At 67.3% G+C, this 14205-nt stretch carries 10 protein-coding genes and 1 pseudogene; 4 read left to right on the forward strand and 7 right to left on the reverse strand.

What is annotated here, in order from left to right; genetic code table 11:
- Nucleotides 1–56: 56 nt before the first annotated feature.
- Nucleotides 57–947 carry a 50S ribosomal protein L11 methyltransferase gene (locus tag DU475_RS13320; protein ID WP_164632407.1) on the forward strand — a complete coding sequence of 297 codons (891 nt, stop codon included), beginning with the start codon at nucleotides 57–59 and terminating at the stop codon, nucleotides 945–947.
- A 24-nt stretch (nucleotides 948–971) separates the two neighbouring features.
- Here DU475_RS13320 and DU475_RS13325 read toward each other — a convergent pair whose 3' ends face one another.
- Complete coding sequence (locus DU475_RS13325; protein WP_013501598.1) at nucleotides 972–1166, reverse strand: hypothetical protein; 195 nt, start codon at nucleotides 1164–1166, stop codon at nucleotides 972–974.
- A gap of 195 nt (nucleotides 1167–1361) precedes the next feature.
- Between DU475_RS13325 and DU475_RS13330 the strand changes: the two genes are divergently transcribed.
- Nucleotides 1362–3191 carry an aminopeptidase P family protein gene (locus DU475_RS13330; RefSeq protein ID WP_164632408.1) on the forward strand — a complete coding sequence of 610 codons (1830 nt, stop codon included), beginning with the start codon at nucleotides 1362–1364 and terminating at the stop codon, nucleotides 3189–3191.
- Between the two features lie 378 nt (nucleotides 3192–3569).
- Nucleotides 3570–4859, forward strand: a complete 1290-nt coding sequence (locus DU475_RS13335; protein ID WP_164632409.1) for a multidrug effflux MFS transporter — start codon at nucleotides 3570–3572, stop codon at nucleotides 4857–4859.
- A 193-nt stretch (nucleotides 4860–5052) separates the two neighbouring features.
- On the opposite strand, the gene ligA is transcribed toward DU475_RS13335, so the two are convergent.
- Nucleotides 5053–7200 (reverse strand): NAD-dependent DNA ligase LigA, encoded by a 2148-nt coding sequence (ligA, locus tag DU475_RS13340; protein ID WP_164632410.1) that lies wholly within the window; start codon nucleotides 7198–7200, stop codon nucleotides 5053–5055.
- A gap of 145 nt (nucleotides 7201–7345) precedes the next feature.
- Between ligA and DU475_RS13345 the strand changes: the two genes are divergently transcribed.
- Nucleotides 7346–7633, forward strand: a complete 288-nt coding sequence (locus tag DU475_RS13345) for a GIY-YIG nuclease family protein (protein WP_013501594.1) — start codon at nucleotides 7346–7348, stop codon at nucleotides 7631–7633.
- 172 nt (nucleotides 7634–7805) lie between these two features.
- Here the strand turns inward: DU475_RS13345 and recN are convergent, their stop codons facing one another.
- From recN to DU475_RS13370, 5 genes and pseudogenes are all read right to left on the reverse strand, one after another.
- On the reverse strand, nucleotides 7806–9491 hold the full coding sequence (gene recN / locus DU475_RS13350; protein ID WP_164632411.1) for a DNA repair protein RecN: 1686 nt from the start codon (nucleotides 9489–9491) through the stop codon (nucleotides 7806–7808).
- 12 nt (nucleotides 9492–9503) lie between these two features.
- Nucleotides 9504–10412 (reverse strand): outer membrane protein assembly factor BamD, encoded by a 909-nt coding sequence (locus DU475_RS13355; protein WP_164632412.1) that lies wholly within the window; start codon nucleotides 10410–10412, stop codon nucleotides 9504–9506.
- A 229-nt stretch (nucleotides 10413–10641) separates the two neighbouring features.
- Complete coding sequence (gene lpxC, locus DU475_RS13360) at nucleotides 10642–11604, reverse strand: UDP-3-O-acyl-N-acetylglucosamine deacetylase (RefSeq protein WP_164632413.1); 963 nt, start codon at nucleotides 11602–11604, stop codon at nucleotides 10642–10644.
- Nucleotides 11605–11950: 346 nt separating this feature from the next.
- Nucleotides 11951–13729: a cell division protein FtsZ gene (gene ftsZ / locus DU475_RS13365; protein ID WP_164632414.1), complete on the reverse strand. Its 1779-nt coding sequence runs from the start codon at nucleotides 13727–13729 to the stop codon at nucleotides 11951–11953.
- Nucleotides 13730–13822: 93 nt separating this feature from the next.
- Nucleotides 13823–14205: pseudogene (locus DU475_RS13370) on the reverse strand (cell division protein FtsA); the annotation flags it as partial.

Consider the following 14205-nt stretch of genomic DNA (forward strand, 5'->3'; position numbering starts at 1 on the left):
ATCTGTTGAGAGATCACTTCAGCCGCGCTCCTTCGCTGCCAACCTTCGGACCTGCCATGCCTGATCCCGCCCCCACCGTCCGCGCCAGCTTCGTGCTCGGCGACGAGGCCACCGCCCGCCGCGTCACCGATCTGCTCGGCGAGTGCTTCGACGAGGCCGAGATGGCGATCGCGGCGTTCGAGCGGCCGGACCGGAGCTGGGAGGTGGCGCTGCATTTCGGCGAGCAGCCGAACCTCGACCACATCCGCGAGCTGGTGGCGCAGGCCGCCGGCCCGGAGGCCGCGCAGGCGATCAGCCTCGAAACCGTCGCCGCCAAGGACTGGGTGGCGGCGAGCCTGGAAGGGCTGGTGCCGGTTCCGGCCGGCCGCTTCGTCGTCCATGGCAGCCATGACCGCGACCGTGTCCCGGCCAACAAGCTCGGCATCGAGATCGAGGCCGCGCTCGCCTTCGGCACCGGCCATCACGGCACCACCCGCGGCTGCCTGACCCTGCTCGATCTGGTGCTGCGCGCCGGCCCGCCGCAGCGCGTGCTCGACCTCGGCACCGGCACCGGCGTGCTGGCGATCGCCGCCGCCAAGGCGCTGCGTCACACCGTGCTGGCCACCGACATCGACAGGCAGTCGGTCGCGGTCGCGCGCGAGAACGCGCGGCTCAATGGCGTCGGCAATCTGGTGCAGGCCGAATGGGCGACCGGTTTCGCCTCGCCGGTCTTCGCCGCGCACGCGCCGTTCGATCTGGTGCTGGCCAACATCCTCGCCAATCCGCTGCGCAGCCTAGCCCAGCCGATGAGCGAGCACTTGGCGCCTGGCGCGCTGGTGATCCTGTCCGGGCTGCTGCAGCCGCAGGCGCAGAGCGTGATCGCGGCCTATCGGGCGCGCGGCTGCGTGCTGCTGAGGCAGCTCGTGATCGAAGGCTGGAGCAGCCTGCTGCTGGTGAAGACGTTCTGACGGGGAGCGCTGCCGAGCGATGGCTCAGTGCGCGGGCTTGTCGGGGAAGCGGCTGTGGGCGTCGGCGTTCGGGTCGGTGCGCCTGACCGCCGACTGGACGAAGCGGTCCAGGATGCGGACGATGACACCACGCGGCTGCTTCTGCTCGGGCTCGACGTTCGGAGGCGTACCACCCGGGCGGACCGGCGGGGAAATCTTCTCAAACGTGAAAGCAGGCATGGTGTATCACCTCGTCGTTGAGTTGAGACACTCCCGGGATCGTCCCGGACGCGTTGTCGGAGCGTGTTGCAGCGGGCACTGCGCGCTCTCGCCCGTCTCTTGCGGGCTCGATAAATCAAGCATAACTCGTGCCATAAGCTGAGCTTTATGCATAGCGCGTGAGCATCGCGCAACAGGTCCAGGGAGCAGGCCGCCATGTTCGAGTCGCATTTCCAGAGCTTCGAGGAGCCCGAGAGCGGCGTCGCACTCACCGCGCGGCTGTCGGCGTTTCGCGAAGAGCTGCTGCGGCGCAAGCTCACCGGATTTGCGATTCCTCGCGCCGATCAGCAACAAAACGAATATGTGCCGCCGTCCGAAGAGCGCCTGGCGTGGCTCACCGGCTTCACCGGATCGGCGGGTCTGGCCTACGTGCTGATCGATCAGGCCGCTTTGTTCGTCGACGGCCGCTACACGCTGCAGGCCGCCAAGCAGGTCGACGGAAATGCGTGGCGCATCGAGTCGCTGGTCGAACCGCCGCCGGAACGCTGGCTGGAGACGCATCTGAAAGCCGGTGATCGCCTCGGATTTGATCCGTGGCTGCACACTTCTTCGGCAGTCGAACGGATGCAGGCCGCCTGCGCCAAGGCCGGCGCCGAGCTGGTCGCAGTCGACGGCAATCCGGTCGACGCGGTGTGGAGCGAACGCCCCGCCCCGCCGCTCGGACCGGTCAGCGTCCACGGCGTGGAATTTTCCGGCGAGAGCGAAGCCAGCAAGCTCGGCCGCATCAACGAGGAGCTGGCGCGGCTGAAGGCCGATGCGCTGGTGCTGTCGGATTCCCACGCGGTCGCCTGGACCTTCAACATCCGCGGCGCCGACGTCTCGCACACGCCGCTGCCGCTGTCCTACGCGCTGCTGCCGAAGGATGGCCGCCCCACCATCTTCATCGACGGCCGCAAGCTGTCGAACAGCGTGCGCGACCATCTCGAACAGACCGCGGAGGTCGCCGAGCCGGCCGAGCTGGCGCCGATGTTGCGCGAGCTCGCCAACACCGGCGCGACGATCGCGCTCGACAGCGCCACCGCGGCCGATGCGCTGACCCGGCTGATCCGGGATGCCGGCGGCAAGCCGCTGCGCGGCGCCGATCCGGTCGCGCTGCTCAAGGCGGTGAAGAACCAAGCCGAGATCGACGGCACCCGCGCCGCGCATCGCCGCGACGCGGTGGCGCTGGCGCGCTTCCTCGCCTTCATCGATGCCGAGGCACCGAAGGGCACGCTCACCGAGATCGACGCGGTGGAGGCGCTGGAGACGTTCCGCCGCGACACCGGCGCGCTCAAGGACGTGTCGTTCCCGACCATCTCCGGCACCGGGCCGAACGGCGCGATCGTGCATTATCGCGTCACCCGCAAAAGCAACCGCCGCATCCAACCCGGCGACCTGCTGCTGATCGATAGCGGCGCGCAGTATCAGGACGGCACCACCGACGTCACCCGCACCATTGCGGTCGGGACGCCTTCGGCGGAGATGCGCGACCGCTTCACCCGCGTGCTGCGCGGCCATCTGGCGATCGCCCGCGCGGTGTTTCCCGACGGCACCACCGGCGCGCAGCTCGACACGCTGGCGCGGCAGTTCCTGTGGCAGGCCGGAATCGATTTCGAACACGGCACCGGCCACGGCGTCGGCAGCTATTTGTCGGTGCACGAGGGCCCGGCGCGGATCTCCAAGCTCGGCACCACGCCGCTGAAGCGCGGCATGATCCTGTCCAACGAGCCCGGCTACTACAAGACGGACGGTTACGGCATCCGCATCGAGAATCTCGAACTGGTGGTCGAGAAACAGATCGCCGGCGCCGAGAAGCCGATGAACGGCTTCGAGGCCCTGACGCTGGCGCCGATCGACCGCCGTCTGATCGAGGTCGCGATGCTCAGCGCCGAGGAACTGGCGTGGCTCGACGCCTACCACGCCCGCGTCCGCGAAACCGTCCGCCCCCACCTCGACGGCCCAACCCGGCTTTGGCTCGACGGGGCGACCGCGCCGCTGCAATCCTAAGCTTAGGAGCAGTGAGCACAGCCTCTCCCCGAGTCACCCTGAGCGTCTGAAGCGGTGAGCGTGGGCCTCTCCCCGAGTCATTCCGGGGCGCGAGCGCCAGCTCGCGAACCCGGAATCTGAAGCGCGTACGGCCTGGAGCTGCGTCGCGCACGCTAACCTCGAGATTCCGGGTTCGCCGCTGCGCGGCGCCCCGGAATGACAATCGAGAGTTTCTGCGCGCTGTCCGGAATGGCGCGTGGCTGAGGTTTGGGCGCCCCCGCCCGCCCTCCGCATAGCCTTATGCCGAAAAACCGCCTGTTAGCATTGCCCCGGCAGGCTACAGTCGTTTCACCAGCTCACATCCTTCGCCACGGCAGGCCCGTCGGGAACCGATCTCGCATGCACGGAATCGTCGGCAGATACGCAACGATCGACGCCAGCCGGCGCGACCTGCCGCCGTCGAAGCTGCTGCTCCTGCTGCTTGTGCTGATGAACGGTGCGGCGCCGATCGCGCTGTACATCTTCGTGCCGGCGCTGCCGGTGCTGGCGAGCGATTTTTCCAGCGACATCTCGGTCGCGCAGATGACCGTGTCGCTCTACATGGTCGGGCTGGCCTGCTCGCAGTTGATCATGGGGCCGTTGTCGGACCGGTTCGGTCGCCGCCCGGTGTTGCTCGGCGGGCTGGCGCTGATGGTCGCGGCCAGCATCGGCTGCATCTTCGCACAGACGCTGCCGCAACTGATCGCTTTGCGCTTCCTGCAGGCGCTCGGCGGCGCCTCGGGCATGGTGATCAGCCGCGCCATCATCCGCGACCTCTACAGCCGCGACCGCGTCGGCGGCATGCTCAGCCTCGTGATCGCCGTGATGATGATCGCGCAGATGCTGAGCCCGCTCGCCGGCGGCGTGATCGAAACCGCGTTCGGCTGGCGCGCAATCTTCTACGCCGTCACCGCAGGGGCGATCATCGTCGCCGCCGCGATCACGCTGGCGCTGCCGGAAACGAGCCGCCGCAGCGGCGCGCCGGCCGCGCAGCGCGGCGGCTTCCGCAACGACCTGCGCAGCCTGTTCGGCAGCCACGCCTTCATCGGCTACGTGCTGTGCCAGGTGCTGGCGTCGGCGATCATCTTCATCTTCGCCGGCGGCGGCCCCTACGTCGTGGTGACGCAGATGGGCCGCAGCAGCGCCGAGTACGGCGCATGGTTCGCCAGCTCCGGCTTCGCGTATCTGATGGGCAATCTGTTCTGCGTGAAGTTCTCGCCGCGGCATTCGCTCGACCGGCTGATCTGGTTCGGCCTCAGCTTGCAGATCGCCGGCGCGGCGCTCAATCTGGTATGGGGCGTGCTCGGCTGGAATCAGGTGCCGAGCTGGCTGTTCGGCACCCACATGATCATCATGTTCGGCAACGCCGCGGTGATGGCCAACGCCGCCGCCGGCGCGATCAGCATCCGCCCGCAGGCCGCCGGTACCGCATCTGGTCTGATGGGCTTCACCCAATTCGGATTCGGCTCGCTGTGCTCGCAGGCCGGCGCCTGGCTCGGCGGCCATTTCGCGACGCCGCTGCCGCTCAACATCGCGATCTTCGGAACCGCGCTCGCCTGCGCCTCGGCGATGATCTTCCTGGTGCCGCGCCGCAACCTGATCGCGACCGAGGAACTGATCGAGAAGGCGGAAGAAGAGACGTTGGTGTAGGCGATCGTCTTCCGTTCGTTGTCTTCCGCGCGCAGGCGGAGGGCCCAGTCTTCAAGAGACTCACGCGGTCAAATCAAAGCGTACCAACGAGTCATTCCGGGGCGCTCACGAAGTGAGCGAACCCGGAATCTCGATCGACAGAACACCTCTGGATTCCGGGTTCGCGCGTTCCGCGCGCCCCGGAATGACGGGGTTAGTTTCCGATCAGCGCCAGCCACTCGTCTTCGGTCAGCACGGTGACGCCGAGGTCTTTCGCCTTGGTCAGTTTCGATCCGGCGTCTTCGCCGGCGACCACGTAGTCGGTCTTCTTCGACACCGAGCCGGCGACCTTGGCGCCCAGCCGCTCCGCCGCTGCCTTGGCCTCATCGCGGGTGAATTTCGACAGCGAGCCGGTGAACACCACTGTCTTGCCGGCGCCCGCAGTGTCGCGCCGCGCCTGCTCGGCCGGCAGCACCTCGGTCAGCTCGTCCAGCAGCGCATTCAGCGCCTTGATGTTGCGCTCTTCGGCGAAGAACTCGACCACCGCTTCGGCCACGACGTCGCCGATGCCGGCGATGTTGTCGAGGTCCTGATACGCCTCGGAAGCGTTGCCCTCCTCGGTCTGCGCGTCGGCAGCGGCGCGCATCGCCGTCAAGAACGCATCGCGCGTGCCGTAGTGCCGCGCCAGCAGCTTGGCGTTGCCCTCGCCGACATGGCGGATGCCGAGCGCGAAGATCAGCCGGTGCAGCTCGATGGTGCGCCGCGCGTCGATCGCCGCGAACAGATTGCGCACCGAGGTCTCGCCATAGCCTTCGAGCTGTTCGAGCTTCAGTTCGGCATTGCGCGCCTTCAGCGTGAAGATGTCGGCCGGCTCCTGCACCCAGCCGCGCTCGTGGAACAGCTCGATCTGCTTTTCGCCGAGGCCGTCGATATCGAACGCGAGCCGCGACACGAAGTGCTTCAGCCGCTCCACCGCCTGCGCCGGGCAGATCAGCGCACCAGTGCAGCGCCACACCGCCTCGCCCTCTTCGCGCACCGCGTGGCTGCCGCAGACGGGACATTTATGTGGGAAGTGATACGGCTCGGCACCGGCGGGCCGCTTGTCGAGCACGACGCTGACGATCTGCGGAATCACGTCGCCAGCGCGCTGCACCACCACGGTGTCGCCTTCGCGGATGTCGACGCCGTCACGCAAGGGAGAGCCGTCGTTACCGATGCCCTTGATGTAGTCCTCGTTGTGCAGCGTCGCGTTCTGCACCACCACGCCGCCGACCGTCACCGGCTGCAGCCGCGCCACCGGCGTCATCGCGCCGGTGCGGCCGACCTGGATATCGATCTTCTCCAGCACAGTCGTCGCCTGCTCGGCGGCAAATTTGTGCGCGATCGCCCAGCGCGGACTGCGCGACACGAAGCCGAGCCGCTCCTGATAGTCGAGCCGGTCGACCTTGTAGACCACGCCGTCGATGTCATACGGCAGCGACGCGCGTTTCTCGCCGATCCGGCGATAGAACGCGAGCGCGTCTTCGACGCTGTGACACAGCGTGATCTCGGGATTGACGACGAAGCCGGCGTGGTCGAGCCATTGCAGCATCTTGTGCTGGGTCGGCTCCTCCATCGGATAGTCGCTCATCTCACCCCACGCATAGGCGAAGAACTTCAGCGGCCGCGACGCGGTGACGGCGACATCCTTCTGCCGCAGCGAGCCGGCGGCCGAATTGCGCGGATTGGCGAACACGGTCTCGCCCGCCTCCTCCTGACGCTTGTTCAGCGCGAGGAAGTCGTGCTTCAGCATGTAGACTTCACCGCGCAATTCGCAGGCCGCGGGGATGGTGTTGCCCTTCAGCGTGTTCGGCACGTCCTTGATGGTGCGGACGTTGGCGGTGACGTCCTCGCCGGTGAAACCATCACCGCGGGTGGCCGCGCGCACCAGTTCGCCATTCTCATAGCGTAGCGACAATGACAGGCCGTCGATCTTCGGCTCGGCGACGATCGCCGGCACATCGTCGAGCCGCAGGAAACGCTGCACCCGCTCGACGAACTCGGCGACCTCTTCGTCGGTGAAGGCGTTGCCGAGCGACAGCATCGGCACCGCGTGCTGCACCTTGGCAAAGCCCCGCGCCGGCGCGGCGCCGACGGTCTGGGTCGGCGACGACGCGCTGACCAGTTCGGGAAATTTCTGCTCGATCGCCTCCAGCCGCCGCCGCAACGCGTCGTAGTCGGCATCCGAAATCTTGGGCGCGTCGTCCTGATAGTACGCCTTGTCGTGGCCCTCGATCACGAGGCGAAGCCGCATCAGCTCCACCTTGGCCTTGGCTTTGGTGAGAGTGGCGATGTCGGGGGCGGGATTTTTCTTCACAGTCATTTTTCGCACTTGAGATTCCGGGTTCGCGAGCTCACGCTCGCGCCCCGGAATGACCTTGGGGCTAACTTACTGAGTTCACCGCGAGTCATTCCGGGGCGCTTGCGACAGCAAGCGAACCCGGAATCTCGCCGCGCGCGAGGCGCCGGTGCCCTATTATGTCTATCTGCTCGCCAGCCGGAAAGACGGAGCGCTGTATGTCGGCGTCACCAACGACCTCGTCCGCCGGGTCTACGAGCATCGCACCAAAGCCGTGCCGGGTTTCACGTCGAAATACAACATCGCCAAGCTGGTCTGGTTCGAAATCCACGACGACCCGATCTCCGCGATCACCCGGGAGAAGGAGATCAAGAAGTGGCGGCGGGCGTGGAAGTTGGCGCTGATCGAGCGGGACAATCCCGGCTGGGACGATCTGTTCGAGACCATCGCGCGATAGGCTAAGGCCGGGTGCCCTGAACCTCGGGATTCCGGGTTCGCTCGCTGCGCGAGCGCCCCGGAATGACGGTATTCTTGGCAACACACCTCTCAACGAGTCATTCCAGGGCGCGCGTAGCGCGAACCCGGAATCTCGATGCCCGCCGCAGCTGTCAGAGCCCCGCAGGTGTGGCCTACCCCGCCGCCTTGATCAGCCGGTCGGCCGCGGCCCTCGCCTCTGCGGTGATCTCGGCGCCGGCCAGCATGCGGGCGATTTCTTCGCGGCGGTGGTCTTGTTCCAGCGCAGCGACGCGGGTGGCGACGCGTTTGCCCTTGTCGAGGGCGGCCTTGGAGATCAGCAAATGCTGGTCGGCACGGGCGGCGACCTGCGGGGCGTGGGTGACGGCCATCACCTGGACCTTGGAGGCGAGCCGCCCCAACCGCGCGCCGATCGCATCGGCGACCGCGCCGCCGACGCCGGTATCGATCTCGTCGAACACCAGGGTCGGTGCCGAGCCCTTGTCGGACAGCACCACCTTCAGCGCCAGCAGGAAGCGCGACAGCTCGCCGCCGGACGCTACCTTCATCAGCGGGCCCGGCCGCGTACCCGGATTGGTCTGCACCCAGAACTCGACGCGGTCGATGCCCTGCGGCCCCGGGGCCGCCGCGTCGGCCTCGACCTGGGTCATGAACTTGGCGCGTTCGAGCTTGAGCGGCGCGAGCTCAGCGCCGACCGCCTTGTTGAGCTTTTCGGCCGCCTTGGCGCGCGCTGCCGACAGCTTGGCCGCCGCCGCATCATAGCGGGCGTCGGCCTCGGCCGCCGCCTTCTCCAGCACGACGAGCTGATCGGCGCCGGCATCGATCAGCGCGACGTCGGCGACGTATTGCGCCGCCAGCGCGGCGAGCGAATCCACCGGGGTCGAATACTTGCGGGCAGCGGCGCGCAGCGCGAACAGCCGCTCCTCGATCCGCTCCAGCTCCAAGGGATCGAAATCGGCCGCCGCCAGCGCGGCGTTGAGATACTGGTCGGCCTCTTCCAGCGCGTTGATGGCGGCGTCGATCGCCCGCACCGCGGGCTCGATCAGGTGCGGCGCCGTGCCGGCGCGGCGCTCCAGCCGGCGCACCGCGGATGCCAGCGCGGCGACCGGCGAATGATGGCCGCCGACGACCTCCTGCGCCTCGCGCAAATCGGCAGCGATCTTCTCGCCCTGCATCATGGTGGTGCGGCGCTCGGCCAGCGTGGTCTCCTCGCCGTCCTGCGGCGCGAGCTGCTTCAGCTCGTCGGCGGCGTGGCGCAGATAGTCGGCCTCGCGCGCGGCGCGCTCCATCCCGGCGCGGTGGGCGTCGAGCGCGGCCCGCGCGGTGCGTCGGCCCTCCCATAGTGTCTCCAGCGCGGCGACGTCCTTGTCGAGGCCGGCGAAGGCGTCGAGCAGCCGGCGGTGGGTGGCGGCGTCGACCAACGCCCGCTCGTCGTGCTGACCGTGGATTTCGACCAGCGTGGCGCCGACCGCTTTGAGGGTCTGCACACTGACCGACTGGTCGTTGATGAAGGCACGGGTACGGCCGTCGGCGAGCTGAACGCGGCGCAGGATCAGTTCGCCGGATTCGTCGACCTCGCGATCATCCAGCCCGTTGGCCTTGAGAATCGCGAATGCCGGATGGGTCCTGGCGACATCGAAACTCGCGGTGACCTGGCCATGCTCGGCGCCGTGCCGGACCAGCGCGGCATCGCCGCGGCCGCCGAGCGCCAGCGCGAACGCATCGAGCAGAATCGATTTGCCGGCGCCGGTTTCGCCGGTCAGCACCGCAAGGCCACGGGAAAATTCGATGTCGAGCCGCTCGATCAACACGATATCGCGGATCGAAAGGCGCGCCAGCATGAGAGACAGGTCCTATCCGAGGCCGAGTTTCTTGAACGACCTAGAGATCCAGGAGCCCTTGTTCTCGGTCGGTTCGAGTCCACCCGACTTTACAAGAGTGTAGGCGTCTTTGTACCACTTGCTGTCAGGAAAGTTGTGGCCAAGCACGGCGGCGGCGGTCTGCGCCTCGCCGACGATGCCGATCGCCATATAGGCCTCGGTCAGCCGCGCCAGCGCCTCTTCGACGTGGCGGGTGGTCTGATAGCGCGTCACCACGGTCTTGAATCGGTTGATCGCCGCGGCGTAGTCGCGCTTGCTCATGTAGTAGCGGCCGACGTCCATCTCCTTGCCCGCGAGCTGGTCGCGGGCGCCTTCCAGCTTCTGCTTGGCGCTGTTGGCGTATTCGGAGGTCGGATATTTGCGGATCACCTCTTCGAGCGAAGCGATCGCCTTCTCGGTGCGCCCCTGGTCGCGCGAGATGTCCGGGATCTGATCGTAGTGCGAGGCGGCGATCAGGTATTGCGCATAGGCGGCATCCGGGCTGCCGGGATGCAGCGTGACGTAGCGGGTGGCGGCGCCGATGCAGCTATCGTAGTCGCCGGCCTGATAATAGGCGTAGGCCGACATCAGCAGCGATTTGCGCGCCCAATCCGAATACGGGTGCTGGCGGTCGACTTCCTCGAACTTCTTGGCGGCGCCCTTGGTGTCCTTGTCCTGATTCATCAGGTACAAGCCCTCGTTGTAGAGCTTGTCCGCCGGCTCATCGACCATCTTGTCGTCTTTGGCCAGGAACTTGTCCCACAACGCCCCGGTGCCGCAGCCGCCGAGCGGGAGCGACAGCGCCAGCACGCCGACGATCATCGGCAGCCCCCGCCGCAGGCGATCTCCCCTGCGAAAATTTTCTCCGTTCCGCAGTCCGAGCGCGATCCGCTGTGCCGACATCAATTCCAACCCGACCAATGGAGAACGGTGTGCCCCGACGTTCGACCGAGGCCGCTGTGGCCTTCAGCCATCGACCTTCGCCGGACGTGGGGAGGCGACCGCCGGCTGTTTAGCCGAAAAAGGCGACTTCACCAACCGGGTACGCAGCCAATTCGCCGGGAATAAGGCGGCCGGTCCAATCGGTTAACACGGTCCGGGATACGGAAAATCAGCCGCCGCAGTGTTGCGGTCAGGACACGTCCGGACCGTAGGCCGGGGCCACCATGCCGCCGACCAGACCGGTGACGGCTTCGGCATGGCCACGCACCGCGCGGCGGGCCGGTTCGGCTTCGATCACCCGCCAGGCGCTGCGATCCGCCAGCAGAGTGGTCAGCACGGTGTGGTTGAGCTTGTGGCCGCCGCGCACCGAGCGATATGCGCCGAGGATCGGCAGGCCGGCGAGCGCGAGATCGCCGATCGCATCGAGCGCCTTGTGGCGGGCGCACTCGTCGGAATAGCGCAGGCCTTCCGGGTTGAGCAGCCGGTCGTCGTCGAACACCACCGAGTTCTCGAACGAGGCGCCGAGCGCGTAGCCCATCTTCCACAGCCGGGCGACGTCGTTCATCCGGCCGAAGGTGCGAGCGCGGGCGACTTCGCGGCGGAACATCTCCGGCTCGACGCCGAGGGCGTATTTCTGTTTGCCGATCTGGGGATTGGAAAAGTCGATCTCGACTTCGACGCGGAAGCCGCCGGCATGGGGCCGAAACTCGCCGAAGGATTCGCCGATCGCGGCGGAAACCGGCTTCAGAACCTGGAGATAACGGCGGGGAGCGGCCTGCTCGCGGATACCGGCCTGGTCGATCGCGGCGACGAACGGCGCGGCGCTGCCGTCCATGATCGGAACCTCGGGACCGTCGACCTCGATGGTGGCGTTGTCGATACCCATGCCGCGCAGAGCGGAGAGAACGTGTTCGGCGGTGGAGACCAGCGGACCGTCACAGTCACCGAGGACGGTGGCAAGCTCGGTGGCGACCACCGATTTCGAGGTCGCCTTGATCTCGCGGTCGGCGCCGTCGAGGCCGGTCCGGACAAAAAGAAAACCCGCATCGACATCTGCGGGTCCCAATGTCAGAGTCACCGGACGGCCCGAATGAACACCTACGCCCGTCACCGTGGCTTGCGAACGCAGCGTGGTTTGCCGGCTGAACTTCATAAGTAAAGTGTCCCACTGACGCAGTGCGGAAATCGTTCCGGTCCTGTCGGCCGGGCGACTCGCTCCGAGCGTCCCCAAGTCCGTATTGACCATAGCACTGCCCCAAATCGCGCCAACTCACGCTTTTTTACGGATTGTTACCCCAACTCCGCCGCATTACCGCCGCCCCGCGATCGAATTCGACATCAATCGTGATCGCGACAATTGCCTCTCAATTTCGCCTAAAGTCGTAATCTGACGATATTTCAGTCATTTAAGCCGCCAGCCCTGGACCGAAGCCTCGCCACAAAAAAGGGCCCCGGCGCATCGCCGAGGCCCTGGGTCTGGTCAGATTTCAGACATTGTTTCAGGTCGCCTGCCGCCGCAGGAAGGCGGGGATATCGAGATGGTCGTCGCCCTGTGGCGCGGGGGCAACAGGTGCTGGGCGGCCATGCACGTCGAGCCCCTGGGGCGCCGGGCGCTTAGCGTATTCGGATACCGGGTCTTTCCCCATCTGCTCGGCGACGCTGCGCTGCGGCCGGCGATCCGGCAGCGGCGGCATCTGCGGACCGCCGTTGCGGGCGACCTGCGGCGCTTCGACCGGTTCGTCGTCGCGGCGGCCGAGGCCGTTGGCGAGTCGCTGCAGCAGCGACAGCCGATTCTTCTGCGGATGATCGTCCTCGGCATCGCCGCGGGCCTGGCGGATTTCGTTCTGAGCCGGCACCGGCAGTTCGTCGAACCGCGGCATCCGCGGCGGACGCATCGCGGCGCGGTCGGCCTGCTGCGGGATAAAGGCTTCCGGAGCGACCGGCTCCTCGGCGACGGCGCGCGACTGTTCCGGATCCGGGAACAGCGACGGCTTCTGCGGGATCGGGCGGACGGTGACGTCGCCGTAAGACGCCGGCTGGACCGGGGTCTCGGCCTGCGGCATCGGCTCATTGCCGACCGCAGCGGCGATCGCGGCCAGCGCGGCGCGCTCGACATTGCTGGCCTGACGCTGGGCGGCCGGCTCGGCCGCCATGGCGGCGACCGGCGCGGCGGCCTGGGCGGCGCGCTGCGCGGCGGCTTCGGCGATCCGCTGATTGTCGGCGCGCAGCTTGGCTGTCAGCTCAGCCAGGCGGCCGTCGTTTCCCACCGCACTCGCCGCAGCGGCCGGGGTGCCGGCGTTGCGCGACAACTGCGCCTGCTCGATGCCGGTGGCGACCACCGACACGCGGATGATGCCGTCCAGGCTCTCGTCGAAGGTGGCGCCGACAATGATGTTGGCGTCCTGATCGACCTCCTCGCGGATGCGGGTGGCGGCTTCGTCGACCTCGAACAGCGTCAGATCCTTGCCGCCGGTGATCGAGATCAACAGGCCACGGGCACCCTTCATCGACGAATCGTCGATCAGCGGATTGGCGATCGCGGCTTCGGCGGCGGTCAGCGCGCGCTTTTCGCCGGAGGCTTCGCCGGTGCCCATCATCGCCTTGCCCATCTCGCGCATCACGGCGCGGACGTCGGCGAAGTCGAGGTTGATCAGCCCTTCCTTGACCATCAGGTCGGTGATGCAGGCGACGCCCGAATACAGCACCTGGTCGGCCATCGCGAACGCGTCGGCGAAGGTGGTCTTCTCGTTGGCCACCCGGAACAGATTCTGGTTCGGGATGATCAGCAGGGTGTCGACGACCTTGTGCAGCTCGGTGATGCCGGTCTCGGCGGTGCGCATCCGGCGCGCGCCTTCGAAGTGGAACGGCTTGGTGACGACGCCGACGGTGAGGATGCCCATCTCGCGCGCGGCCTTGGCGATCACCGGCGCGGCGCCGGTGCCGGTGCCGCCGCCCATGCCGGCGGTGACGAACACCATGTTGGCGCCCGACAGGTGGTCGCGGATCTCGTCGATCACTTCCTGCGCGGCGGCCGAGCCGACGTCGGGCTGCGAGCCGGCGCCGAGCCCCTGGGTGACCTCGGTGCCCATCTGGATCAGCCGCTGGGCCTTCGACATCGTCAACGCCTGCGCGTCGGTGTTGGCGACCACGAAGTCCACGCCGTCGAGCCCGGCGGTGATCATGTTGTTGACCGCGTTGCCGCCGGCGCCACCGACGCCGAACACGGTGATCCGGGGCCGCAGCTCGCGAATATCCGGGACATTGAGATTGATGGTCATGGTTGCCTCTCGATTACGCGCGCGTTGGTTCGTGAAGTCCCCGGCAGAGGGCCTGGGCAATCTGTGAAAGCGGAAGGGGGCGGAAAAGAGTCATCAGAAGCCCTCGCGCAGCCAGCGGCCGACCTTGCCGAAGTAACCGGGATGGGCGTCGGCACGCACGTGGCGGGTATGACGAGGCTCGATGTGTTCGAGATGAGCGAATTGCGGATACACCAGAAGCCCGGCCGGCACGGCGAACGAGCCGCTCTTGGCTTCGTTGGGCAGCCGGCCGACTCCGAGCGGACGACCGACCCGCACCGAGCGGCCGAGAATCCGGGTGGCGAGTTCGGGCACGCCGGTGAGCTGCGACGCGCCGCCGCTCAGCACCACCCGCGCCCGGGGTTCTGCAGCGAACGGCGAATCCGCCAGCCGGTCCCTGACCATTTCAAAAATCTCCTCGGCCCGATGCCGGATGATGTTCGCGATCGTGGCGCGGG

This window comes from Rhodopseudomonas sp. WA056 (assembly GCF_010906995.1).
GTDB classification, from domain to species: domain Bacteria; phylum Pseudomonadota; class Alphaproteobacteria; order Rhizobiales; family Xanthobacteraceae; genus Rhodopseudomonas; species Rhodopseudomonas palustris_G.

Bases quoted from the DNA above. Each gene is read 5' to 3' on its own strand.
- DU475_RS13320 (WP_164632407.1), top strand. From the start codon at position 57: ATGCCTGATCCCGCCCCCACCGTCCGCGCCAGCTTCGTGCTCGGCGAC.
- DU475_RS13325 (WP_013501598.1), bottom strand. From the start codon at position 1,166: ATGCCTGCTTTCACGTTTGAGAAGATTTCCCCGCCGGTCCGCCCGGGT.
- DU475_RS13330 (WP_164632408.1), top strand. From the start codon at position 1,362: ATGTTCGAGTCGCATTTCCAGAGCTTCGAGGAGCCCGAGAGCGGCGTC.
- DU475_RS13335 (WP_164632409.1), top strand. From the start codon at position 3,570: ATGCACGGAATCGTCGGCAGATACGCAACGATCGACGCCAGCCGGCGC.
- ligA (WP_164632410.1), bottom strand. From the start codon at position 7,200: ATGACTGTGAAGAAAAATCCCGCCCCCGACATCGCCACTCTCACCAAA.
- recN (WP_164632411.1), bottom strand. From the start codon at position 9,491: ATGCTGGCGCGCCTTTCGATCCGCGATATCGTGTTGATCGAGCGGCTC.
- DU475_RS13355 (WP_164632412.1), bottom strand. From the start codon at position 10,412: ATGTCGGCACAGCGGATCGCGCTCGGACTGCGGAACGGAGAAAATTTT.
- lpxC (WP_164632413.1), bottom strand. From the start codon at position 11,604: ATGAAGTTCAGCCGGCAAACCACGCTGCGTTCGCAAGCCACGGTGACG.
- ftsZ (WP_164632414.1), bottom strand. From the start codon at position 13,729: ATGACCATCAATCTCAATGTCCCGGATATTCGCGAGCTGCGGCCCCGG.